Source organism: Faecalibacterium sp. I3-3-89 (assembly GCF_023347275.1).
Classification (GTDB): Bacteria; Bacillota; Clostridia; order Oscillospirales; family Ruminococcaceae; genus Faecalibacterium; species Faecalibacterium butyricigenerans.
Genome location: NZ_CP094468.1, coordinates 1,149,071 through 1,172,664, shown reverse-complemented (window position 1 = coordinate 1,172,664; position 23,594 = coordinate 1,149,071). Strand labels below are relative to the sequence as shown.

The following is a 23,594-nucleotide window of genomic DNA, read 5'->3' as shown; positions in this document are numbered from 1 at the left end:
GACTCTTCGTTCAAAAAATGTTTCGATGGGTTTGCTGGGAATTTTTGGTATTTTGGCCTCTTTCGCCGGTTGCTGCTGTTTTTCGTTCTTTGGCAGCGGCATGCCCCCTCAGAACGCCGCATAAAACGGTGCGCTCACGGTGACATTGGCCGTGCCCCGTGTCAGCTCCTGCAGCTGGGTGAGCAGCGGCCCCTCGGTGTGTTCCGGCATCTGCCAGCGGAGGGTGACCCGGTCGGTGAACTCCGGCTCGGCCAGCTTGCCCCCTGCCGCCCGGATGAGGAGGTCGGCCCGCTCATAAAGCCCGTAGTCCACCGTCACCTCCAGCGCCACCACGCTGCGCACTGTGACCACCTCGGCGGCTTCCAGCGCCCGGGCGGTGGCTGTGGTGTAGGCCCGGACGAGGCCCCCTGTGCCCAGCAGCACACCGCCGAAGTACCGGGTGACGACCACGATGAGGTCGGTCAGGCCGCTGTGCTGCAAGACCTCCAGCGCAGGCGTCCCCGCCGTCTTGGCCGGTTCGCCGTCGTCGGAGTAGCGCTCCCGGCTGCCCTCCCGCAGACGGTAGGCATAGACGTTGTGGCGGGCAGTGCGGTTGGCCGCACGCACCTGCTCCAGAAAGGCCACGGCCTTTTCCTCGCTGTCTGCAAAGGAGAGCTGCGCGATGAAGCGGCTCTTCTTCTCTTCGTATTCTCCGATGGCCGTGCCTCGGATGGTGCGGTAATCCTCCACGCTGGTTCCTCCTGCTTTTCATCAATGAGATAAGTATAGCATAAACCGCCCCAAAGAAAAAGCCCGCCTGTGCCAGCGGCACAGACGGACTCATTTTTCATATCAGGTTCAGCGGATCTCGATGCCCAGCTTGAACTTCAGGTTGCCCAGCACCTTCTTGACGGTGCGCTCCACCTGCTCGGCGGAGACTTCGGCAGCGGGGTCGGACAGGGTCAGGGAGAAGGCCATGCTCTTCTTGCCCTCGCCGAGGTTCGCGCCCCGGTAAATATCGAACAGCTTGACCTCGGTGATGAGGGGGCTGGCCTTTTTGATGGCCTCCTCGATGTCGCCGCAGGCCACAGCCTCGTCGCAGACCAGCGCCAGATCGCGCTTGACGGCGGCGTAGGGGCTGAGGGGCTTGTAGCGCAGCCCGCCCTCGACGCAGGACATCAGGGCCTCGTAGTCCAGCTCGCCCAGATAGATGTTCTGGCTGTCCTTCTGCTCCTTGGCGATCTCCAGCTCAGCGTTGATCTCGTTGGCCAGCTTGCCAAAGACGCCCAGACGCTTGCCGTTGCAGTAGACGGCGGCGCTGATGCCGGGGTGGAGCCAGCTGGTGGTCTCCCGCTGGTAGGTGAAGGTCAGGTCGAAGCCTGCGGCCAGCGCCTCCAGAGCGCCCTTGACGGTGAAGAAGTCCTCCGCCGGGCCGAACGCGCCGAGGCAGAGGGTCTGACGCTCGTGGGGATGCTCCTGAATGGGCAGCTCCTTGGCGAGGTAGACCGGTGCCATCTCAAACAGACGGCCCTCGGCGTTGCCCTTCTTCAGGTTGTCCACGATGACGTTCAGCATGGAGGGGGCCAGCAGGGTGCGCATGACGGACAGATTCTCGCTGATGGGGTTCAGGATGCGGATGGCCTTGCGGGCCTCGTCGTCCTCCGGGATATGGAGCATATCGAACTCGGCGTTGGAGTAGAATGCCAGCGTGGAGGCCTCATAGAAGCCCTGTGCCGCCAGCAGCCGCTTGGTCTTGAGCTGCTGCTTCTGGTCGTAGTTCAGGCCGCCGTTGGTGACGGAGGCAGTGTTCAGGAAGGTGGGCACGATGTGGTCATAGCCGTACTCGCGGATGACCTCCTCGGCCAGATCGGGGAAGCTCTCCACATCCTCGCGGTAGAGCGGTGCCGAGACGTCCCAGCTGCCGTCGGCCTGCACATCCACGGTGAACTCGAGGCGCTCGAGGATGTCGATCATGGTCTGGTCGGGCACGGTGATGCCCAGCACGCCGCAGATCTTGGCCGGGGTGGTGACGATGTGCCTGCGCTCCAGCGGGCGGCCATCGGTCAGGTCGTATTCCAGCGTGGTGATGTCGCCGCAGTCCAGCTCCTGAATGAGGTGCAGAGCGCGGGCAAGGCCCATCTCGGGGGAGTGACGGTCCACGCCCTTCTCGTAGCGGGCGGAGGAGTCGCTGTTCTGGCCCAGAGCGCGGCTGGTCTTGCGGACCGAGTCGCGGGCGAAGGTCGCGCACTCGAAGAGCAGGCTGGTGGTGGCGTCGTCCATGCCGGAGTTTGCGCCGCCCATGATGCCGGCCAGCGCCACCGGCTTCTCGGCGTCGCAGATGACCAGATTGTTGGGGTTCAGGGTGAACTCCTTCTCGTCGAGGGTGGTGATCTTCTCGCCCTCCGCAGCGCGGCGGACGGTGATGCTGCGGCCCGCCACCTTATTCAGGTCGAAGGCGTGCATGGGCTGGCCCATCTCCAGCAGGGTGTGGTTGGTGATGTCCACCACGTTGCTGATGGAGCGCAGGCCGCAGAGGGCCAGATGGCGCTTCATCCAGCGGGGAGACTCGCCCATCCGGATGTTGCGGACGTAGTGTGCCATGTAGCGGGGGCAGAGGTCGGGGGCCTCCACCTTCACGCTCACCGGCGCGTCGGCGTCGCAGACGGCCTTGTAGTCCATGGCCGGCATGTGCAGGGGCTTGCCGAGGATGGCGGACACCTCGCGGGCGATGCCCAGCACCGACTGGCAATCGGGTCGGTTGGCGGTGATGGAGATGTCGAAGATGTAGTCATCCAGACCCACCACGGGGGCGATGTCGGTGCCGGGGACGGAGTCCTCGGGCAGGATGAGCAGGCCGTAGACCTCAGAGCCCGGGAACAGGTCGTCGTTCAGGCCCAGCTCCTCGCCGGAGCAGAGCATTCCGTTGGACTCGACGCCCTGCATCTTGCGGGCCTTGATCTTGATGCCGCCGGGCAGGGTGGAGCCGTCCAGCGCGGCGGGCACACAGTCGCCCAGCTTCATGTTCGAAGCGCCGGTGCTGATGCGGATGTCGTGGCCGTAGCTGCCGCAGTCCACGACGCACTTGGTCAGATGGGTGCCCTCCTGAGGCTCCATCTCCACGATCTTACCCACGACCACCTTGCTGATGCCGGCGTCCAGCGGGATCAGCTCCTCGACCTCAAAGCCGCAGGAGAAGAGCTTCTCTTCAAGCTCCTGTGCGGTAACGTCAATATCGACGAGTTCTTTTAACCAACTGAAAGGTACTTTCATTGTTTGCTCTCTCCCCTCTTATTCGTGGAACTGCTTGAGGAACTGCAGGTTGTTCTCAAACATCAGGCCGATGTTGTTGATGCCGTACTTCAGCATGGCGATGCGCTCGATGCCGATGCCGAAGGCAAAGCCCGAGTACACGTCCGGGTCGATGTTGCAGTTCTCCAGCACCTTGCGGTTGACGACGCCGCCGCCCAGCACCTCGATCCAGCCGGTGTGCTTGCACAGGGGGCAGCCCTTGCCGTGGCACTCGAAGCAGCTCACGTCCACCTCGACGCTCGGCTCAGTGAAGGGGAAGTAGGAGGGGCGCAGGCGGGTGCGGGTGTCGGCACCGAACAGCTTCTGCACGAAGGTGTTCAGCGCGCCCTGCAGGTCGCCCAGCGTGATGCCCTTATCCACCACCAGACCCTCCATCTGATGGAACATGGGGCTGTGGGTTGCGTCGGAGTCGGAGCGGAAGACGCGGCCCGGGATGAGCACCTTGATGGGCGGCTTCTGGCTGTCCATGGTGCGGATCTGGCCGCCGGAGGTCTGGGTGCGGAGCAGGAACTCGTCGGACAGGTAGAAGGTGTCCTGCATATCGCGGGCGGGGTGGTCCTTCGGGACGTTCAGACGGGTGAAGTTGTGGTCGTCGTCCTCGATCTCGGGGGCGTCTGCCACCGCAAAGCCCATGCCCGAGAAGACGTCGATGATCTGGTTGGTCACGAGGGTCAACGGGTGCAGACCGCCCACGGCGCGGGTCTTGGCGGGCAGGGTGATGTCCACCGTCTCAGCGGCGTTGCGGGCGGCAAGCTCAGCCTGTTTGACCTGCTCGGCGGCGGCGTCATACTCCACCTGCACCTTGGCCTTCAGTTCGTTGATGATCTTGCCCATGGCCGGACGCTCCTCGGGGGCGACCGAGCGCAGATTCTTCATCAGGGCGGGGATCTTGCCGTTCTTGCTCAGATATTCCTGCCAGAAAGTTGCCAGCGTCTCCTTGGAAGAGACCTGACCGAGGCTCTCTTCCGCCTGCTTTGCCAGCTCGTCGATCATTGCTTGCATGGATGTTCTCTCCTTCTCATTCGTGTTGTTCAGCGGACAGCAAAAAAGCTCCGTCCCCTGCCGGGGCCTCTCGTAAGGCCCGGCAAAAGGGACGAAGCTTCAAAAATTTACAGCTCCGCGGTACCACCCGGTTTCCGCCCGGCCCACTCGGGAGCCGTGCGGCGCTCAAAACGCCGTAACGGGGCGCACCGTCCGGCCCTACTGCAAGGTTCAGGCCAGCCGCTCGGGAGCGAACTTCAGCCAGCGCCCGCACGGAAGCCCTCTCAGCCGGTGAAGCCTCTCTCTTTGCTGCGGTGCGCCCGCCTACTCTCTCCGTCGCTGCGTTTGGAGTATTCAGGTCGTGGTCATCAAATAACCATGAATCATCTTACCACATTTCGGGCCGGTTTGCAAGCGGCGCAGGCAGATTTCGAGGAATATCCGCTTTTTTCTTGCGTTTTGCTGGGGGATTTTTTTGCTGGCAGAGGCAGGCCCTCTCCGTCACCTTTGGTGACACCTCTCCCATGGGGAGAGGCACTGGCGTACCGGTCAGGCCCACGCGGGACGAGCAAAGTTTCTTCTATCCGGAAACAGTAGTGCCCTGCGGTCTGGATTCACAGCAGCTTGACGAGGTGCTCTTGTCCAGAAGCCGCGGCCCCCGTAAGCGAGGCCCGCTCTTTTGCGCCCTGTCGGGCCTTATGCGTCCAGCGAAAAGTGGCCCGGCACGCCAGTGGCTCCCCCTCTGGGGCAACGGCGACGACCGCCGCCAGTGGCGGAAACAGGGAGGAGCTGTTGGGGCAGCGGCCAGCAGGATGCAAGCGACAGCGTAGCAGACGCTGGGTGCCGCAACCCGGGCTGTGGCATCGCAAAGCGATGACTGAGAGGGCAAGGATGCTGACCACAAAGCGCGGGCGCAGCGATGGTATCGCTCTGGCAAAGAGCCTGCTTATCGCTGTGTGGCGACTCTTGGCAGAAAGCCGCGCACTTCTTGATAAAAAACGCACTGCCGGGTTCCTTGACAGCCGCCCGGCAATGCGCTATAATATCCATAGAAAAGGCACTGTGACAAACGGTTTGGCCTCTTTCTAAGGATTTGGCTTTTTGAAAACCGTCACCTTGGCAGAGGTGGCGGTTTTACTTTTTGATCCGAATCGTGAACGTAAGTCCAAAGACATGGAACGTCAAAGTAATCGGCATCTTCTCACCTCCTTTCGGAAGTGAGAGACCAAACCGCCTGCCGTATGTACAGTGCCCCGCCGCTTTCCAGCGGCAGCACCAGTGTATCATAAACGCTGACAGAAAACAAGAAAATCCCCCACATTTGTGGGGGATTTTCTCATGTTCGCAATCTTTTACTTACTTCGCCAGCAGCTCCTCCGCCAGCGCATCCATCTGCGCCTCGGCGGCGGGGTTGGAGGCAGAGCGGAGGGTGACGACGGTGTCACAGACGGTGATGTTCTTCATGCCCTCCAGCTCGGCGCGCATGAGCTTTGCGGCCATGGGTGCCCAAGTGCCGTTCTCCATCAGGGCGATGGTGCGGCTCTGGAAGGCCTTGGTCTTCAGGTGGGTCAGCAGGTTCTCCATCGGCGGGAAGAGGAAGCCGTCGTAGGTGGCGCAGGCCAGCACGGTCTTGCCGCAGCGGAAGGCCTCCGTGACGGCGTAGGAGACATCGACCCGGGTCAGGTCGATCTCCACCACCTTCGCCCCCTTGGCCCGGAGCTTGTCGGCCAGAGTGTGGGCGGCGGCGCGGGTGTGGCCGTGGATGGAGGCGCTGGCTACCAGGATCTTCTCCGGCTCCTCGGCCCTGTAGCTGGACCACAGATCATAGTAGTTCAGGTATTTGCTGAGGTCGCCGGTGAGGACAGGGCCGTGCAGCGGGCAGATGGTGGCGATGTCCAGCGCAGCGGCCTTTTTCAGCAGGGCCTGCACCTGCGGGCCGTACTTGCCCACGATGTTCAGGTAGTAGCGGCGGGCCTCGCTGGCCCAGTCGGCTTTCTCGTCGAACTTTGCCACAGCGCCGAAGCGGCCGAAGCCGTCGGCGGAGAAGAGGACCTTCTCGGTGGACTCATAGCTCACCATGACCTCGGGCCAGTGGACCATCGGCGCAAAGACGAAGGTGAGGGTGTGTGCGCCCAGCGAGAGGCTCTCGCCGTCCTTCACGACGACGCGGCGCTCCTTGGCGATGGCCTCCGGGCCGAAGAACTGCTCCATATACTGGAAGGTCTTGGCGTTGCCCACCACCTGCATCTCGGGGTAGAGGGCAGCGAGGCGGGCCACATTTGCGCCGTGGTCCGGCTCCATGTGGTGGACGACGAGGTAGGCGGGCTTCTCCCCTGCCAGCGCCTCGGTGACGTTTGCCATCCACTCGTCGGTGGCACGTACGTCCACCGTGTCGAGGATGGCGGTCTTCTCGTCCCGGATGATATAGGAGTTGTAGCTGACGCCGGTGGGCACCGGGTACTGGCTCTCGAACAGGTCAATGGTGGTATCGTCCACACCCACGCCAAGGATGGCGCTGCTGATATTCTTTACGCTCATAAGCACATTTCCTCTCTGCTGTTTTGTGTATGACATACCGCAGTCGGCAGTATTTTTCAAGAATCTTTCTTAGTATAGCACAGCCTGCCCCCTTCGTCAACTATTTATCAGGCCGGGCAGCAGGCCGAGGCTCTACTCCTGTGGAATATAAGACCAAGTTCCAATATAATAACGTATATATGTTATATATTTGAACTTGGTCAGTTTGGCCAACTTGCCTTTGCTGGCCAAGTTCCAACTTGGTCACCTCCGTCGAAGTTGGTCTCCTTGGCCAAGTTCGATTTTCGGCGATGCACCGCCGTTAATTTCCAACTTGGTCAGATACCCCGCCTGTCTCGGAGAGCGCACCCGGCAGCTCGTTCATGTCGTCGATCTCGAGGAGGGCGCTGGCGCTGGCCTCATCGAGGCTCTGGACGCTGCGCAGCTTCCGGCTGATGGCGCGGCTGCGGACGCCGATGAGCTTGTCCAGCTCCTCGTCGGTCTGGCGCAGGCGCTGCTGCATCTTGGTGAGGCCCTGCCCGAACTTGTCGAACTCGGTCTTCACTGCGCCCAGCAGCTGCCACACCTCGCCCGAGCGCTTCTGGATGGCGAGGGTCTTGAAGCCCATCTGTAAGCTGTTCAGCAGGGCCGCCATGGTGCTGGGGCCTGCCACGTTGACCTGATAATCCCGCTGCAAGACCTCCAGCAGCCCGGCGTTCACCACTTCGGCATACAGGCCCTCAAAGGGCAGGAACAGGATGCCGAAGGCCGTGGTATAGGGCGGCTCGACGTACTTTTCCCGGATGTCCTTTGCCTCGCTGCGGAGGACCATTTCCAGCGCGTGGCGGGCGTTCTCCACGGCCTGTGCGTCGCCGGAGGCGTAGGCGTCCTGCAGGTGGCCGTAGGTGTCGCCGGGGAACTTGGAGTCGATGGGGAGCCAGACGCTGCCGCCGTCCGCGCCCGGCATCTTGATGGCGTATTCCACCCGCTGGGTGCTGCCCGGGATGGTGGCGACATTGGTGTCGTACTGCTCGGGGGCCAGAATCTCCTCGAGGATGGCCCCCAGCTGGATCTCGCCGAGGATGCCGCGGGTCTTGACGCCCGAAAGCACCTGCTTCAGGCCGCCCACATCGGCGGCAAGGGACTGCATCTCGCCCAGACCCTTGTACACCTGCTCGAGCTGCTGGTTGACGGCCTTGAAGCTCTCGGTGACCCGCTTCTGCAGGGCGTCCTGAAGCTGCTCGTCCACCGTGTGGCGGATCTCATCCAGCTTGCGGGCGTTCTCGGCCTGAAGCGTCGCCATGCTCTGGGTGACGGCCTGACGCAGCTGCTCCATCTGCTGGGTGTTGGCCTGCTCGAGGCTGCGCAGCCGCTGCTCAAGGATGCGCTGCTGGCTGTCCTGCCCCTGCCCCAGCGTGGTGCTCATCCCCTGCACGGCGGTCTGGAGCGTCTCGCTGACGCTGCGGATGGCGGCGTAGTTCTGCTGGGCCACGGCATCCTGCCGGGCGCTGAAGTCCTTGGCCTGTGCGGCAAGCTGCTGTTCCAGCCAGCTCTTCAGGGCCTCGTCGTCCTTCGGCTCCTTCAGCAGGCGGCTGGTGCGAGCCAGCAGCACCGCCATCATCAGACAGATGGCGACGAGCAGCAGGGTGTACACGAACGCAAGATATTCCATTTACTTTACTTCCTCAAATCTCAAAACTTCTTTGGTGGTGACCCTTTCCTCCCCGGCAAGGCCCACGCCGTCGGCCTCCATCTCCCCGCTCTGGTTGTCGTAGGGGTCGCTGCGGAAGCCCGTCATCGGCGGGTCGAAGGGGGCCTCGAAGGCGCTGTTGGCCACCATCCGGCCTGTGTCCAGACTGCCGAAATAGTGGCGGCGGAGCATCTCATCGCCCCGGCGTGCCATGGAGGAACCATAGGAGCAGTCGGCGTACATCCAGCCCTTGGGCGCGATGTAGAACCGTGCCCAGTCGTGGCAGCCTGCATCCCTCGGGGCCACCGCAAGGCCGCTCTCCCAGCGGGCCGGGATGCCCGCGATGCGGCAGAGGGTGATGAAGGTGAGGGCCATGATGCCGCAGTCGCCCCGGCGGCTGCGGGCGCAGTTCTCGGCGATGGACTCATGGACGAAATAAGAGGGCTGGAAGTGATACCGGACGTTCAGGGTGACGTAATCGTAGATGCGCTTCGCCTTCTCCGCCGGGCTGGTGACGCCCTCGGTGAGCTGGGCCGCCAACGCCCGCAGATAGGGCGTAAAGACGATGTGGGGCGCTTCCTCGCCGGTGTAGAAGTCCGGCTGCTCCGGGTCGGGCGTGAAGGAGAGCGGGTCGGCGTAGACCGCCGTTTCGCGGTAGCTGTACTCCGCGCCGAAGGTGCGGTTCTCGGCAAGGTCGGCCTCCCAGTACACGGTGCGCTGGGGCGCGTCCTCGGCGGCGATATGGCCGGGCGTCTCGGTGAAGGCGTCCAGCGTGATATGGCTCTGGGACGGGCAGGCGGCAGGCAGGGCCAGCCACGCCCGGACATGGACGGTATCCCGGCCCTCGGCTCTCGCCTTTTCCAGCGCGGCGGCGAAGGCCTCGTCCGACATCCGGATGCTGGTGCGGAGGGTGATGTCGGCGCTGGCGCTCCCCTCCTGCATCATCTTTTCGCAGAGGCGGTGACGCTCCTCGTTCTTATTGCTGGGGGCGTCCGGGGTCTTTTTCCGGGCGGCGAGGTCGGCGTGGGTGGCCAGCAGGGTCTCGGCGAACCGCTCCTGATACCGCTTTTCTCCCTCCACGAACCGCCAGTCCATCCGGCCCTCCCAGTCGAGGGCGCGGAACTCCTCCGCCGTGAACCCTTTCACCCGCTCCTGCATCCGGGCGATGGCCTCGGCCTCCGTCCAGCAGTATTCCCCGGGCAGACGGCGCATGATCTCCTTCTGGACGGTCAGCGCCTCCCGCAGGGCGTCCACGCCGTGGGGCGTGGGGTTCTCGGGCGGAACGTATCCCTCCGGCGCAGCGCTGCCGTTGGTGGCGGGGCTGTTCTGGGTCTTCGCCCAGTCCTCGGCCAGCAGCCGGTCGATGCGGGCGATGGCCTCCTTGTAGTATCCGGCTGCCTTCAGCCGGGCGATGTCGTCGGGCAGGCCCACGTTCAGGCTGCGGATGCATTCATTCAAATCGTACATATCCTTTCCCTCTTTTCTTTATTCTTCCGAAACGCTCTTCCAGAATGCGGCGGCATCGGCTACCCAGCCCTCCGCGTCGGTGCCCACGCCGATGCCGACGCCATGCTTGGCGTCGTCGTAGGCCTGCACCCGGTTGGGCACGCCGTTGTCCCGCAGGGCCTTGGCAAGGGCCGGCCCCTGCAGCGGGTAGACGAAGGCCATGAGCATCTTGTCGTTCCGGCCATACCACAGGAAGGTGGGCGGGTAGTCCGGCGTCACCAGCTTCGAGACCGTGTAGGAGTAGTAGCGCCTTTCCAGCCGGTCGGTGTCCATCAGGAGATGGTAGGCGGGCTTTGCCCCCAGAAAGTTGTTGATGGGGTAGGCCAGCAGCAGTGCGCCGGGCTTCGGGACGCCGTAGCGGCCCCAGCCCTTTTCCTCATTGCCGAAGACGCCCGCGATCTGCCCGCCGGAGGAGTAGCCCAGCAGGGCGTAATCCTCGGTGGAGACGCCGAAGGTGTCTGCGTTCGCCAGCACGAGGCGGATGGCCCGGGCAAGGTCTTCCATCGGGGCGTCGTCCCCGGCCTCGAGGCCGATGCGGTAGCGCAGGGAGAAGACAGCGTACCCCTGCTGGTGCAGCTCCCACGCCGTGGACACGCCGCCCCGCAGCTCGCCGCTGTAGTAGAGCGAGTTGCCCGACAGCACGATGGCGAACTTCGCCCCCGGCTGCTCTGCGGGGCAGTAATACAGCTCCGCGTGGGCGCGGGAGGGCATGGCGGCGATCTCCTCCTCCGAATAGAGCGGGTACGTCACCTGCACCCCGTCGTGGTACACCTGCGCCAGATAGTTCAGCCCCGCCGCGCAGGCCTCCGCCGATGTGTCGTCCACCACCTCGGCCAGCGTCTCATCGTCCCGGCTGGTGGAGAGCTTTTCGCAGTCCCGCTCCCATACATAGGTATAGGTGTAGAGGCCGCTGGCCCGGATGTCGGGGTCGTCGCGGATCTCTTTCATGGTGGTCTGGGGCGTGATGCTGGCCGCAGAGGCCGGGAGAGCGAGGAGGCCGAGCATCAGCGCAGAAGCAGTGAGTCGTTTCCAATCCATCTTCTTGTCTCCTTTTTTCGGAGCAGCCGAATTGCATTTTGCGGCAAAGAGGTCTATAATAGTTCCTGCCCCGAACGGGTATTTTCTCTATTGTATCACAACCGTGATGATTGTCAAAAAGATTTCTGCCCGGGAGGGGCTTTTTTCCATGCTGACCAATTACCACACCCACACCACCCGCTGCGGCCACGCCGAGGGCACCGAGGAGGAGTACATCCTCACGGCCCTGCGCTGCGGCTACAAGGTGCTGGGCTTTTCCGACCACACCCCATGGGCCTACGCCACGCCCGGCTTCGTCAGCCATATCCGGATGCTGCCCGCCCAACTGGACGACTATGTCCTGACGCTGCGAAGCCTGCGGGAGAAGTACGCCGACCAGCTCCATCTCCACATCGGCCTCGAGGCCGAGTATTTCCCGGCCTATCTGGGCTGGCTGAAGGAGGAGACCGAGCGGCTGGGCATCGAGTACCTCATCCTCGGCTGTCACTACGACACCACCGACGAGCAGGACGCCAAGGCCCGGCGCTTCGGCGGCAGCGCCTCCCCGGCCCACGGCAGACGGTACGCCGAGCAGGTGGAACGGGCGCTGGAAACGGGGCTGTACCGGTATCTGGCCCACCCCGACCTCTTTTTGAACCGGATGACGGCCTTCGACGCCGAGGCCGAGAAAGCCTGCCGGGAGGTCTGTGCCGCAGCGGCGCGGCTGGACATTCCCCTCGAGTACAACATGGCGGGCCTGACGCTTCAGCGCCGCCCCGACGGCTCGCTGGGCTACACCCGGGACGAGTTCTGGCGCATCGCGGCGGAGTATCCGGTCAGGGCCATCGTGGGCTGCGACGCCCACGCCCCCTCGGAGCTGGACGTCGTCCCTCTCATCGAGGAGAAGAGGGCCTTTCTGCAGGGGCTTGGCATCCCGGTGCTGGACACCCTGCCGGGGCTGGAGTGAGAAGTCATTGCACAGACGGGCCGCATCTGCTATACTGGGATAAACTGGGATAAGAGGAATGGTGCAGGGCGCATTGGGGCGCTCTGCCGGGGAAACGTATCATGAGCAATATCACTGTCCGGCCGATGACGCCGGAGGACTGGGCCGCTGTGTCCGAGATCTACTTGGAGGGCATCGCCACCGAGCACGCCACCTTCCAGACCACCTGCCCGCCCTACACGGCGTGGGACGCCTTCCACATCAAGGAATGCCGCCTCGTCATTCTGGACGGCGGCGAGCTGGCGGGCTGGGCCGCGCTGCGCCGCATCGACCCCCGCTGGTGCTACCGGGGCGTGGCCGAGGTGAGCATCTACGTCGGCGAGAAGTTCCGGGGCCGAGGCCTCGGCTCCCGGCTGCTGACGGCCCTCTGTGAGGCGTCGGAGCAGGAGGGCTACTGGACGCTCCACTCCACGGTCCTGCAGGACAACACCGCCAGCCTCGGCCTCCACACCAAGTGCGGGTTCCGGGTTGTGGGGCGGCGGGAGCGGATCGCCCGGGACTGTCATGGCCGCTGGCTGGACACCTACCTGATGGAGCGCCGCGCCAGAGCCGATGAGCCTGCGGGGTATAAGAAGCTATAAGAAAAGAGCTGCTGTATATAACGTACAGCAGCTCTTTTTGTATGGAACAAGCCCTTTACCACTCATTCTCCCCTGCGTCGGCATCGGCCACGCGGGTGCGCTGGAACATACTCTCCAGCACGGCGCAGTATTTGTCGGCCAGACAGACGATGATGGCCTCCCGGCAGGTGGGCACATGGCGGAAGGTCAGGGGCCACATATGGCTCGAGATGATGTTCTGCTCCTTCTTGGTGATGGCGAAGCAGCGCTCTGCGTTGACGCAGGCAGAGCCGGGGTGAGCGAAGCCATGCATCTCGAACAGACGGCGCAGGCCGTGGAAGGAGCTGCGCTTGTGCCAGTCGTAGAGGTAGAAGTCGTGGAGGAAGGCCCCCACGGCCAGCGATGTCTCGTCCGCACCCAGATGGAAGCGGCGGTTGAGCCAGAAGCTCACCAGCACCACGTTCTTGCAGTGCTGGTAGGTGGTCACATCGCCGTGCTGGATAAACTCCCGCATCCGCTGCACCTCAGGGTGCTGGTCGTATCGCATCAGGATGGCGGAAAGGCGCTGGCGCTCCAGATCAGAAAGCTGCATTGAAAAGTTTCCTTTCTTTCCATCATAAAAGGCTCTCCCCTTGGGAGAGCTGGCGCGAAGCGCCTGAGAGGGCAAGGACGCTGGCAGAGAGTCGTGTTGACGCGGTGATAATATCGCTCTGACAAAGAGACAGCTTATCGCTGCACGGCGGCTCTCGGGCAACAGGCTTGCCCTCTCCGTCACCTACGGTGCCACCTCTCCCAAGGGGAGAGGCTTTCGCCGAGGTCAACTTCTCAGCTGCACCGGGTTCGAATTTCCGAAGTTCTCGGCCTCGGTGGGGTTCGAGCGCCGGAGGTTCAGGTCCACGAGGTACTGCTTGCCGTCGCCCAGCTCTTCGAGCTGCGCCAGCTTGGCCTTGGCGGAGGCCTCGTCCGGATACCACTGGATGAGGAAGAAATTCTCCGCCTCCACACCGTAATAGAGCCACTGGCCGTCGGCGCGGAGCAGGTCGTCCAGATGGTCCACCTCGTCGCCGTCGGTCAGGCCGAGGCCCTCTTCGGCGTAGATATTTTCCGGCTCCACCTGCAGCACTTCGATGACCTGAATGGCGCTCTGGAGGTACTCGTCCTGCGAGATGCTCTTGTCGGACAGCTCCCAGCCCGTCAGGAATGCCTGCATCAGCAGGTCTTTGACCGAGATCTTCTTTTCCATGTACGTTTCCTTCTTCCTCGTTTGTTTCCGCTGACCAGTATACCCTTAAATCTTGGGCAGGTCAACCATAAAATTATGAATTTTTTGTAGGAATGTCCAATTCACCGCAGGTCGAACCCGAACGTCCGCCCCAGCCACTCGAGGCAGAGCGTCACCCAGTGGGCGCGGTGCCGGTCGGCGGCGTCCACCTCAGCGGTGCTGATGCTGGTGCCGTGGACCCCCTGCTCAAAGAGATGCGCCTCGCAGGCCACGCCCGCCCGCCGCAGGGCCGAGAGCAGCAGCAGCGTGTTCTCCACCGGGACGGTCCTGTCCTCCATGGTATGCCAGACGAAGACCGGCGGTGTGTCGGGCGTGATCTTATCCTCCAGGCCGAAGGCTCTCTGTGCGGCGGCGTCCTCACTGCCCGCCAGCTGGACGAAGCTGCCCCGGTGGGCATACTCCCCCGCCGTGATGACCGGGTAGCCCAGAATGACCGCGTCGGGCCTCTGCTGGGCCATCTCGCCCGGGATGTCCAGCACTGCGCCGGACAGGGCCAGATGCCCGCCCGCCGAGAAGCCGCAGACCGCTATTTTATCCGGCAGGATATGCCATTCCTCCGCGTGCTGCCGCAGCAGCCCCAGCGCCTCGCTGAGCTGGCGGAGAGGCCGGTAGTCCCGCGCCTCCTCCCCCACGCTGTAGGTCAGCACGGCAGTGTGATAGCCTGCCGCCGCGAACTGCAGGGCCACCGGGTCGCCCTCCCGGGGGCTGACGTGGCTGTATCCCCCGCCGGGCACCACCAGCACCAGAGGCCGCTGCTTCACCGTGGGCATGGCGTCCAGCGACGCCCGCAGGCAGACGGTCAGTGTCCCGCCGCCCTCAAGTTCCAGCTGTATCTGCTGCATCGTTCCGTTTTCCTCCTTTTTTATACAGATCACTCCGGCCCATTATACGGCTTCGGCAGGGCAAAGTAAAGCCAAACGCCGCCCCGCCGGGAAAGTTTTTTGAACTTTTTATGAAAGCCCTTGATTTTTATTTCCCGCCGGTGTATATTAGCACTCGAAAGTTATGAGTGCTAAGTCCTTGTGAGCAGTCAACCGCTCCGGGTGCTGGCATTGAATCTGATAAAAAGAGGTTTTGTATTATGGCGAAAAAAGAATTTCAGGCCGAAAGCAAAAAGCTGATGGACATGATGATCAACTCCATCTACACCAACAAGGAGATCTTCCTGCGGGAGCTGATCTCCAACGCTTCGGACGCCATCGACAAGCTGTATTATAAGAGCCTGACCGACCCCTCCGTCGGCATGAACAAAGGCGATTTCCGCATCCTGCTCACCCGCGACAAGGACAGCCGCACCCTTACCATCTCCGATAACGGCATCGGCATGACGAAGGAGGAGCTGGAGCAGAACCTCGGCACCATCGCCCACTCCGGCTCCCTCGACTTCAAGAAGGACAACAAGGACGAGAACATCGACATCATCGGCCAGTTCGGCGTCGGCTTCTACTCCGCCTTCATGGTGGCCGACAAGGTGACGGTCATCTCCAAGGCCTACGGCTCCGACGAGGCATGGCAGTGGGAGTCCAGCGGTGCGGACGGCTATGAGCTGGAGCCTGCCCAGAAGGAGACGGCGGGCACCGACATCATCCTCCACATCAAGCCCGACACCGAGACCGACCACTACGACAACTTCCTCGACGAGTATGGCATCGTGGCCATCGTCAAGAAGTACAGCGACTATGTCCGCTACCCCATCCAGATGGAGCGGGAGAAGAGCCGTCAGAAGCCCGAACCCGACCCCAAGCCCGAGGACTACAAGCCCGAGTGGGAGACTTACACCGAGCTGGAGACCCTGAACAGCATGGTACCCATCTGGAAGAAGCAGAAGAGTGAAGTCACCGACGAGGAGTACGCCAGCTTCTATAAGGATAAGTTCAACGACTACGCCGACCCCGCCCGGGTCATCGTCAGCCGCACCGAGGGCACCGCGAACTACAACGCCCTGCTCTTCGTGCCCAGCCACCGCCCCTACGACTTCTACACCAAGGACTACGAGAAGGGTCTGGCCCTCTACGCCTCCGGCATCCTCATCATGGAGAAGTGCGGCGACCTGCTGCCCGACTACTTCAGCTTCGTCAAGGGCATCGTGGACAGTCAGGACCTGAGCCTGAACATCAGCCGCGAGATGCTGCAGAAGGACAGCCAGCTCAAGCTCATCCACAACGCGCTGGAAAAGAAGATCAAGAACGAGCTGCACGCCATGCTGGCCAACGACCGCGAAAAATACGAGAGCTTCTGGAAGGAGTTTGGCCGTCAGCTGAAGTTCGGCGCTTACTCCGACTACGGGATGCACGCCGAGCTTCTGCGCGACCTGCTGCTGTTCTGGTCTGCCAAGGAGCAGAAGATGGTCACGCTGCAGGAGTACGTCGAGAAGATGCCCGCCGAGCAGAAGTACATCTACTTCGCCGCCGGCGACTCCACCGACCGTCTGGCCAAGCTGCCCGCCGCCGAGCTGGTCATGGACAAGGGCTATGATGTCCTGCTGCTGACCGAGGATGTGGACGAGTTCTGCCTGCAGATCATGCGCACCTATCCCCGCAAGGATGCCGAGGGCAAAGACGGCACCGTGGAGTTCAAGAATGTCAACAGCGGCGACCTCGGCCTCGAGACCGAGGACGAGAAGAAGGCCGCCGAGGAGACCAACACCGCCAACAAGGCCCTGTTCGACGCCATGAAGGACGCTCTGGACGGCAAGGTCAAGGAGGTCAAGGTCTCCACCCGCCTGAAGGATCACCCCGTCTGCCTGTCTGCCGACGGCCCGCTGTCCATCGAGATGGAGAAAGTCCTCTCCAAGCAGCCCGGCAGCGAGGGCGTCAAGAGCGACAAAGTTCTGGAGCTGAACGTCAACCACCCCGTCTTTGCTGTGCTGAAAGCCGCACAGGAGGCCGGCGATACCGACAAGCTCAAGAAGTACAGCGCCCTGCTCTACGCACAGGCACAGCTCATCGAGGGCCTGCCCGTGGATGATCCCGCCGCCTATGCCGAGGCTGTGTGCAGCCTGATGCAGTAATGCGTTTCCGGCCGGAGGGCTTTGCTCCCTTGCTCTCCGCCCGACATCATACTCTCTTCCCTTACTATCCTTTCATCGAAGTGCCGTGTTCCGCCCTGCCGACGGAACGCGGCCTTTATTTTTTCTCCATATCATTCCTCCGCCTCCGTCGGGACGCAGCGGGCAGAGGTTTTTGTGCAGTTACACAATGCTTTTTCGGTTTCGAAAAAACTTTTGTCTCAGTTGCATTTTATCCCGGAGCTTCGCTCCGCTCCCCCGTCGGGCAGCCCCAGCAGGGCTTTTTTGCAACTTTTCATTCAGATGCAACAATAAGACATGGTTTTTTGGGGGCAAATCCTTTACTATAGGGATAGAAGCGGGTGTTTCCCGCACCATCCAGAAAGTAAAACGTATCTGTCAGGAGGAAGATTCCATGATGAAGTCCATTCCCGTATGGAAGCAGGAGCTGTCCGGCGGCACCCACGCCGCGCGCCTCGCCTCCCTGTATTGCTGCGCACCCGCCGAGACGGCCTCCGAGGCCGCCCGCTACGCCGCCGTGCTGGACGGTCTGGAAAAGACCTTCGGCCCCCACGCCGAGGCCGGTCTTTACAGCGCCCCCGGCCGCACCGAGATCGGCGGCAACCACACCGACCACCAGCATGGCCGTGTGCTGGCCGGCAGCGTGAACATCGACATGATCGCTGCCGCCGCCCCCAACGACAAGGGCCAGCTCCGGGTCCAGAGCGAGGGCTACGACCTGTGCATCATCGACCTCGACGACCTCGAGGCCCGCAAGGAGGAGGAGAACACCACCGCCTCCCTGCTGCGCGGCGAGTGCGCCGCCTTCACCCAGCGGGGCGCAATGCTCACCGGTCTGGATGTCTACATCTCCTCCAACGTGCCCAAGGGCAGCGGCGTCTCCTCTTCTGCCGCCTTCGAGGTCCTCATCGGCGTCATCCTGAACGACTGCTTCATGGCCGAGAAGGTCTCCCCCATCGCCATCGCCCAGATCGGCCAGTGGGCCGAGAACGTCTACTTCGGCAAGCCCTGCGGCCTGATGGACCAGATGGCCTCCAGCGTGGGCAACATCATCACCATCGACTTCGCCAGCCCCGCCAAGCCGGTCGTCGAGCCGGTGGCCGTAGACTTCTCTAAGGCGGGCCTTGCCCTCTGCATCCTCGACTCCGGCGCAGACCACGCCGACCTGACCGATGAGTACGCCGCCATCCCCGCCGAGTGCCGCGCCGTGGCCGCTGTCTGCGGCGGCGAGGTGCTGCGGGACGTACCCTTCGAGACCTTCCTCGCAAAGCTGCCCGAATGCCGCAGACAGTGCGGCGACCGGGCCGTCCTCCGCGCCTTCCATATCTACGCCGACAACGACCGGGTGGCAAAGCAGGTGGCTGCTCTCCGCGACGACGACTTCGACACCTTCCTCCGCCTCGTGAACGAGTCGGGCCGCAGCAGCTGGGAGTACCTGCAGAACGTCATCCCCGCAGGCTACAAGGAGCATCAGGAGGTGGGCGTCACCATCGCCGCCGCAAAGCATCTGCTGGGCGGCAAGGGTGCAGTCCGCGTCCACGGCGGCGGCTTCGCCGGTACGGTGCAGGCCTTTGTGCCCGTCGAGATGCTGGCCGAGTTCAAGGCCGGCATGGAAGCCATCCTCGGCGAGGGCCGCTGCCACGTCCTCTCCATCCGTCCGGAGGGAGGCGCTGTCCTGTGATCTCCACCGCCATCCAGCAGCTCGTCAACTATGGTCTGGACACCGGGCTTATCCTGCCCGACGACGAGATCTACATCCGCAACCAGCTCCTCATGACCATGCAGCTCGACAGCTTCACCGAGCCGGAGGGTGAGGTCTGCTACGCCGACCTCGAGAGCATCCTGAAGGCGCTGGTGGACGATGCCGTGGCCCGGGGTGTCTGCGACGACAGCCCCACGGCCCGCGACCTCTTCGACACCAAGCTCATGGGCGTGCTGACTCCCCGCCCCAGCATCGTGCGGGCCAACTTTGAGGAGCGGTATGAGACGGACGGCCCGCAGGCCGCCACCGACTGGTTCTACCAGTTCAGTCAGGACACCGACTACATCCGCCGCTACCGCATCAAGCGGGACCTCAAGTGGGTCACCAAGACCCCTTACGGCGACCTTGACATCACCATCAACCTCTCGAAGCCCGAAAAGGACCCCAAGGCCATCGCGGCGGCAAAGCTCGCCCCCCAGAGCGCCTACCCCAAGTGCCAGCTCTGCGTGGAGAACGAGGGCTATGCGGGCCGGCTGAACCATCCCGCCCGCGAGAACCACCGCATCATCCCGCTGACCATCAACGACAGCGCGTGGAATTTCCAGTACAGCCCCTACGTCTACTACAACGAGCACTGCATCGTCTTCAACAGCCAGCACACCCCCATGAAGATCGAGCGTGCCACCTTCCGCAAGCTGCTGGACTTCGTGGCCCTCTTCCCCCACTACTTCGTGGGCAGCAATGCCGACCTGCCCATCGTGGGCGGCAGCATCCTGAGCCATGACCACTTTCAGGGCGGCCACTACGAGTTCGCCATGGCCAAAGCCCCCATCGAGAAGGCATGGGTCTTCCCCGGCTTTGAGGACGTGGAGGCCGGCATCGTCCACTGGCCCATGAGCTGCATCCGGCTGACCTGCGCCGATGACGAGCGCCTCGTGGAGCTGGCCGACAAGATCCTGACCGCATGGCGGGGCTACACCGACGAGAGCTGCTTTGTCTACGCCGAGACCGACGGCGAGCCGCACAACACCATTACCCCCATCGCCCGGATGCGGGATGGCCGGTTCCAGCTCGATCTGGTGCTGCGCAACAACATCACCACGCCGGAGCATCCGCTGGGCGTTTATCACCCCCACGCAAAGCTCCACCATATCAAAAAAGAAAACATCGGCCTCATCGAGGTCATGGGTCTCGCCGTCCTGCCCAGCCGCCTGAAGGCAGAGATGGCTGATGTGGAGACCGCTCTCGCGGCCCGCACTCCCGCCGCCGAGTACGGCGAGAGCATCCAGAAGCACGCCGAGTGGGCGATGGACATCCTCGCCCGTCACCCGGAGCTGAACGCCGAAAACGTCCACAGCATCGTACAGGACGAGGTCGGCCACGTCTTCGCGCAGGTGCTCGAGGACGCCGGCGTCTACAAGATGGACGCCGCAGGCCGCGCAGGCTTCGAGCGGTTCCTTTCTACGATTTGATCCAGCAAAAAAGGCTGTTGCTTTTGCCGCAACAGCCTTTTCCTTTATAACTTTTTACTGCTTGCCTAATTGCCAGAACGCCACGGCGCTGGCGGCGGCGACGTTCAGCGAATCGACGCCGTGGGACATGGGGATCTTCACGGTATAGTCGCAGGACGCGATGGTGCTGGCGGCCAGACCGTCGCCCTCGGTACCCAGCACGATGGCAAGCTTCGGCTCTCTGGCCAGCTGCTCGTCATCGATGTTCACCGAGCGGTCGCTGAGGGCCATCGCCGCCGTCTTGAAGCCGAGGGCGTGGAGGACGTCCATCCCCTTCTCCGGCCAGTCTGCCGGGCTGTCGCCCAGCTGCCCCCAAGGCACCTGAAACACCGTGCCCATGCTGACCCGGACAGCGCGGCGGCAGAGCGGGTCGCAGCAGGAGGGATTGATGAGGACGGCGTCCATGTTCAGAGCCGCCGCCGAGCGGAAGATCGCCCCCACATTGGTGGAGTCCACGATGCCCTCCAGCACCGCCACCCGGCGGGCGTCCCGGCACAGCTCTTCCACCGGGCGGGGCGCGGGACGGCGGAATGCGCAGAGCACGCCCCGGGTCAGCTCAAAGCCGGTCAGCGCCGCCAGCAGCTCCCGATCGGCGGTGTACACCGGCGCATCGCCGCAGCGGCTCAGGATGCCCGCCGCCGGGCCGGTGATCTGTCGGCGCTCCATCAGCAGGGACACCGGCTCATAGCCTGCGTCCAGCGCCCGGTCGATGACCTTCGGGCTTTCGGCGATGAAGATGCCTTTCTCCGGTTCGAGGCGATTGCGCAGCTGGTTCTGGGTCAGCCGGGCATAGGGGTCCAGCTCCGGCGCGTGGAAATCCGTGATCTCGATGATGTTGGGCATACAGACAGCCCCTCCTTCTCCTGCAAATGCTGTTTTCTGTGTATTATACCATGAACGCAGTGAAATGGTATAATTGCGCATCCAAAGCCGGTTGCCACGCAGCTCCGCAGGAGCAAGCGGCGAGGCGCTGCGCATAAAACTTATAATATCGCGTTAGCGATATTATACCACAGTCTGCGCCGCATTGCAAAGCATCGTGCCTCCTGCGATACCCGCCCGGAATCGTCATTATTGATAAAAAATATCCCACAGTTTTTGACAAAACGCCAATTTTGCGTTATAGTATGGCATGGAGTTATTCTAGATATAAGGAGGAAGCTTTTATGCCGTCTCTCAAACCTCACGGACAGATGTCCGAAGCCTTCATCACCGCCCTTTTTCTCTCCGTCTCGGGCGGTCTGCAGGACGTTTATACTTATCTCTTCCGCGGCAAGGTCTTTGCCAACGCCCAGACCGGCAACATCGTGCTGATGTCGGTCCATGCCTTTGCGGGCGAGTGGGGCGAGGCCCTGCGGTATCTGGTCCCCCTGTGCGCCTTTGCGTTGGGCATCTTCGCTGCCGAGTTCATCCGCCTCAAGCTGAGGGAGATGCAGTGGCTCCACTGGCGTCAGCTGGTGGTGCTGTTCGAGATCCTGCTGCTCTTCGTCGTGGGCTTTCTGCCGCAGGAGCTGAACCTGCTGGCCAATTCCATCGTCTCCTTCTCCTGCGCGATGCAGGTGCAGGCCTTCCGCAAGGTGAACGGCTACGCCTTCGCCAGCACCATGTGCATCGGCAACCTGCGCAGCGGCATGGACTCTCTCTGTGCGTGGCTGGTGGGCGGCAACGCCAAGGCCTTCGGCAAGGCGGTGCACTACTTCGCCATCATCTTCCTGTTCGCGCTGGGTGCAGGCATCGGCAGCGTGGCCCTGCTCCCCATGGCAGGCCGGGCAATCTGGCTGTCCTGCCTGCTGCTGGGCGTGAGCTTCTGCCTCATGTTCCTCAAGGAGGACATCGAGGAGCTGGAGCAGCTGGAACAGATGGAAGCCCACAAAAAATAATTGCGCCGGGGTCCCTCGTATGCTATACTATAAAGTGTTTGTGTGACTCTCCGGCCTGCCGCACCACCGGGGTGCCGGAGTTGAAGTTGTAAAAACAGGAAGAGGAGCATTCCATGAAAATAGGCTTTGACAACGCGAAATATCTTCAGATGCAGTCCCAGCACATCCGGGAGCGCATCGCACAGTTCGACAACAAGCTCTACCTCGAGTTTGGCGGCAAGCTGTTCGACGACTACCACGCCTCCCGCGTGCTGCCGGGCTTTGAGCCGGACTCCAAGCTGCAGATGCTGCTGCAGCTCAAGGAGCAGGCCGAGATCGTCATCGTCATCAGCGCACAGGACATCATCAGCAGCAAGGTGCGCGGCGACTACGGCATCACCTACGACCTCGACGTCCTCCGCCTCATCGACGCTTTTCAGGGCATGGGCCTGTTCGTGGGCAGCGTCTGCGTGACCATGTACACCGCCGCCCCCGAAGTCGAAGCCTTTGAGCACAAGCTGAACAGCGTGGGCGTGCGCACCTTCCGCCACTACAAGATCCCGGGCTACCCCAACGATGTGGCCCGCATCGTCAGCGACGAGGGCTACGGCAAGAACGACTACATCGAGACCCAGCGCCCCCTCGTCGTCATCACAGCCCCCGGCCCCGGCAGCGGCAAGATGGCCACCTGCCTGTCCCAGCTCTACCATGAGCACAAGCGGGGCATCAAGGCGGGCTACGCCAAGTTCGAGACCTTCCCCATCTGGAACCTGCCCCTCAAGCACCCGGTCAACCTCGCCTATGAGGCCGCCACCGCCGACCTGAACGACGTGAACATGATCGACCCCTTCCATCTGGAGGCCTACGGCGTCACCACCGTCAACTACAACCGCGACATCGAGATCTTCCCGGTGGTCAATGCGATGTTCGAGCTGATCGCAGGCAAAAGCCCCTACAAGTCTCCCACCGACATGGGCGTGAACATGGCAGGCAACTGCATCGTGGACGACGAGGTCTGCCGCGAGGCATCCCGCAACGAGATCGTCCGCCGCTACTTCAAGGCCCTCTGCGACCAGAAGACCGGCAAGAACGTGGACGGCGAGCTGTTCAAGCTGGAGCTGCTGCTGAATCAGGCCGGTCTGGCCGTCGGCGAGCGCCCGGTGGAGAAGCAGGCCCATGCCGTGGCCGAGCGCACCGACGGCGCGCCCGCCGCCGCCATCGAGCTGCCGGACGGCACCGTCGTCACCGGCAAGACCGGCCCCCTGCTGGGCGCGGCCTCCTCTGCCCTCCTGAACGCCCTCAAGAAGCTGGCCGGCATCGATCAGGAGATCGACCTCGTCTCCGCCCGTGCCATCGAGCCGATCCAGACCCTCAAGACCAACTACCTCGGCAGCCGCAACCCCCGCCTGCACACCGATGAGATCCTCATCGCGCTGTCCAGCTCTGCCGCCGAGAATGAGACTGCCGCCATCGCGCTGCGGCAGCTCTCCAAGCTCAAGGGCTGCGATATGCACTCCACCGTCATCCTGTCCAGCGTGGACACCGACACCCTCAAGCGTCTGGGGATGTACCTCACCTGCGAGCCTGCCTATGAGCAGGAGGACCGCAAGTATCACAAGCTGTAAGCGCCTCTGCGCATGACAAAAG

At 62.8% G+C, this 23,594-nt stretch carries 19 protein-coding genes; 8 read left to right on the top strand and 11 right to left on the bottom strand.

Going from position 1 to position 23,594, the window contains the following annotated elements; all coding sequences use genetic code 11:
- Nucleotides 1–108: 108 nt before the first annotated feature.
- The 3 genes from MTP38_RS05450 to pheS form a co-directional block, all read right to left on the bottom strand.
- Nucleotides 109–729, bottom strand: a complete 621-nt coding sequence (locus MTP38_RS05450; RefSeq protein ID WP_227620042.1) for an IMPACT family protein — start codon at nucleotides 727–729, stop codon at nucleotides 109–111.
- 108 nt (nucleotides 730–837) lie between these two features.
- Nucleotides 838–3,249, bottom strand: a complete 2,412-nt coding sequence (pheT, locus tag MTP38_RS05445; RefSeq protein ID WP_249234506.1) for a phenylalanine--tRNA ligase subunit beta — start codon at nucleotides 3,247–3,249, stop codon at nucleotides 838–840.
- An 18-nt stretch (nucleotides 3,250–3,267) separates the two neighbouring features.
- A complete protein-coding gene (gene pheS / locus MTP38_RS05440; protein WP_249234505.1) occupies nucleotides 3,268–4,290 on the bottom strand; it encodes a phenylalanine--tRNA ligase subunit alpha in 1,023 nt (340 codons plus the stop codon).
- Between the two features lie 870 nt (nucleotides 4,291–5,160).
- Here pheS and MTP38_RS05435 point away from each other — a divergent pair.
- Entirely contained in the window at nucleotides 5,161–5,358 is a 198-nt protein-coding gene (locus tag MTP38_RS05435) for a hypothetical protein (RefSeq protein ID WP_249234504.1), read from the top strand.
- A 267-nt stretch (nucleotides 5,359–5,625) separates the two neighbouring features.
- On the opposite strand, the gene MTP38_RS05430 is transcribed toward MTP38_RS05435, so the two are convergent.
- The 4 genes from MTP38_RS05430 to MTP38_RS05415 all read right to left on the bottom strand — a co-directional run bounded on the left by MTP38_RS05430 (nucleotide 5,626) and on the right by MTP38_RS05415 (nucleotide 11,020).
- Nucleotides 5,626–6,807: an FprA family A-type flavoprotein gene (locus tag MTP38_RS05430; protein WP_249234503.1), complete on the bottom strand. Its 1,182-nt coding sequence runs from the start codon at nucleotides 6,805–6,807 to the stop codon at nucleotides 5,626–5,628.
- Nucleotides 6,808–7,108: 301 nt separating this feature from the next.
- Nucleotides 7,109–8,458, bottom strand: coding sequence for a DNA recombination protein RmuC (gene rmuC / locus MTP38_RS05425; RefSeq protein WP_249234502.1), 1,350 nt, complete (start codon nucleotides 8,456–8,458; stop codon nucleotides 7,109–7,111).
- Entirely contained in the window at nucleotides 8,459–9,943 is a 1,485-nt protein-coding gene (locus MTP38_RS05420; RefSeq protein ID WP_249234501.1) for a transglutaminase-like domain-containing protein, read from the bottom strand. It abuts the gene before it with no gap.
- 18 nt (nucleotides 9,944–9,961) lie between these two features.
- Nucleotides 9,962–11,020 carry an alpha/beta hydrolase gene (locus MTP38_RS05415; RefSeq protein WP_249234500.1) on the bottom strand — a complete coding sequence of 353 codons (1,059 nt, stop codon included), beginning with the start codon at nucleotides 11,018–11,020 and terminating at the stop codon, nucleotides 9,962–9,964.
- A 148-nt stretch (nucleotides 11,021–11,168) separates the two neighbouring features.
- Here MTP38_RS05415 and MTP38_RS05410 point away from each other — a divergent pair, with 148 nt between their 5' ends.
- Both MTP38_RS05410 and MTP38_RS05405 read left to right on the top strand, forming a co-directional pair.
- Nucleotides 11,169–11,966, top strand: a complete 798-nt coding sequence (locus MTP38_RS05410) for a histidinol-phosphatase (protein WP_249234499.1) — start codon at nucleotides 11,169–11,171, stop codon at nucleotides 11,964–11,966.
- Between the two features lie 101 nt (nucleotides 11,967–12,067).
- Nucleotides 12,068–12,586 (top strand): GNAT family N-acetyltransferase, encoded by a 519-nt coding sequence (locus tag MTP38_RS05405; RefSeq protein ID WP_227620051.1) that lies wholly within the window; start codon nucleotides 12,068–12,070, stop codon nucleotides 12,584–12,586.
- A 55-nt stretch (nucleotides 12,587–12,641) separates the two neighbouring features.
- Here MTP38_RS05405 and MTP38_RS05400 read toward each other — a convergent pair whose 3' ends face one another.
- The 3 genes from MTP38_RS05400 to MTP38_RS05390 form a co-directional block, all read right to left on the bottom strand.
- Nucleotides 12,642–13,157 (bottom strand): HD domain-containing protein, encoded by a 516-nt coding sequence (locus MTP38_RS05400; RefSeq protein ID WP_249234498.1) that lies wholly within the window; start codon nucleotides 13,155–13,157, stop codon nucleotides 12,642–12,644.
- Between the two features lie 225 nt (nucleotides 13,158–13,382).
- Nucleotides 13,383–13,808, bottom strand: a complete 426-nt coding sequence (locus MTP38_RS05395; protein WP_249234497.1) for a hypothetical protein — start codon at nucleotides 13,806–13,808, stop codon at nucleotides 13,383–13,385.
- 101 nt (nucleotides 13,809–13,909) lie between these two features.
- A complete protein-coding gene (locus tag MTP38_RS05390; protein ID WP_249234496.1) occupies nucleotides 13,910–14,689 on the bottom strand; it encodes an alpha/beta hydrolase in 780 nt (259 codons plus the stop codon).
- Between the two features lie 239 nt (nucleotides 14,690–14,928).
- Between MTP38_RS05390 and htpG the strand changes: the two genes are divergently transcribed.
- The 3 genes from htpG (at nucleotide 14,929) to galT (ending at nucleotide 20,049) form a co-directional block, all read left to right on the top strand.
- Nucleotides 14,929–16,857 carry a molecular chaperone HtpG gene (gene htpG / locus MTP38_RS05385; RefSeq protein ID WP_249234495.1) on the top strand — a complete coding sequence of 643 codons (1,929 nt, stop codon included), beginning with the start codon at nucleotides 14,929–14,931 and terminating at the stop codon, nucleotides 16,855–16,857.
- A 412-nt stretch (nucleotides 16,858–17,269) separates the two neighbouring features.
- Nucleotides 17,270–18,556: a galactokinase gene (locus MTP38_RS05380; protein WP_249234494.1), complete on the top strand. Its 1,287-nt coding sequence runs from the start codon at nucleotides 17,270–17,272 to the stop codon at nucleotides 18,554–18,556.
- Complete coding sequence (galT, locus tag MTP38_RS05375) at nucleotides 18,553–20,049, top strand: UDP-glucose--hexose-1-phosphate uridylyltransferase (RefSeq protein WP_249234493.1); 1,497 nt, start codon at nucleotides 18,553–18,555, stop codon at nucleotides 20,047–20,049. Before MTP38_RS05380 ends, galT begins: the two co-directional genes overlap by 4 nt.
- Nucleotides 20,050–20,103: 54 nt before the next feature.
- Here galT and MTP38_RS05370 read toward each other — a convergent pair whose 3' ends face one another.
- A complete protein-coding gene (locus MTP38_RS05370) occupies nucleotides 20,104–20,931 on the bottom strand; it encodes a TrmH family RNA methyltransferase (protein WP_249234492.1) in 828 nt (275 codons plus the stop codon).
- A 323-nt stretch (nucleotides 20,932–21,254) separates the two neighbouring features.
- On the opposite strand from MTP38_RS05370, the gene MTP38_RS05365 reads away from it, so the two are divergent.
- Nucleotides 21,255–21,968, top strand: coding sequence for a YoaK family protein (locus MTP38_RS05365; RefSeq protein WP_249234491.1), 714 nt, complete (start codon nucleotides 21,255–21,257; stop codon nucleotides 21,966–21,968).
- A 113-nt stretch (nucleotides 21,969–22,081) separates the two neighbouring features.
- On the top strand, nucleotides 22,082–23,572 hold the full coding sequence (locus MTP38_RS05360; RefSeq protein ID WP_249234490.1) for a DUF1846 domain-containing protein: 1,491 nt from the start codon (nucleotides 22,082–22,084) through the stop codon (nucleotides 23,570–23,572).
- The last annotated feature ends 22 nt before the right edge of the window (nucleotides 23,573–23,594 follow it).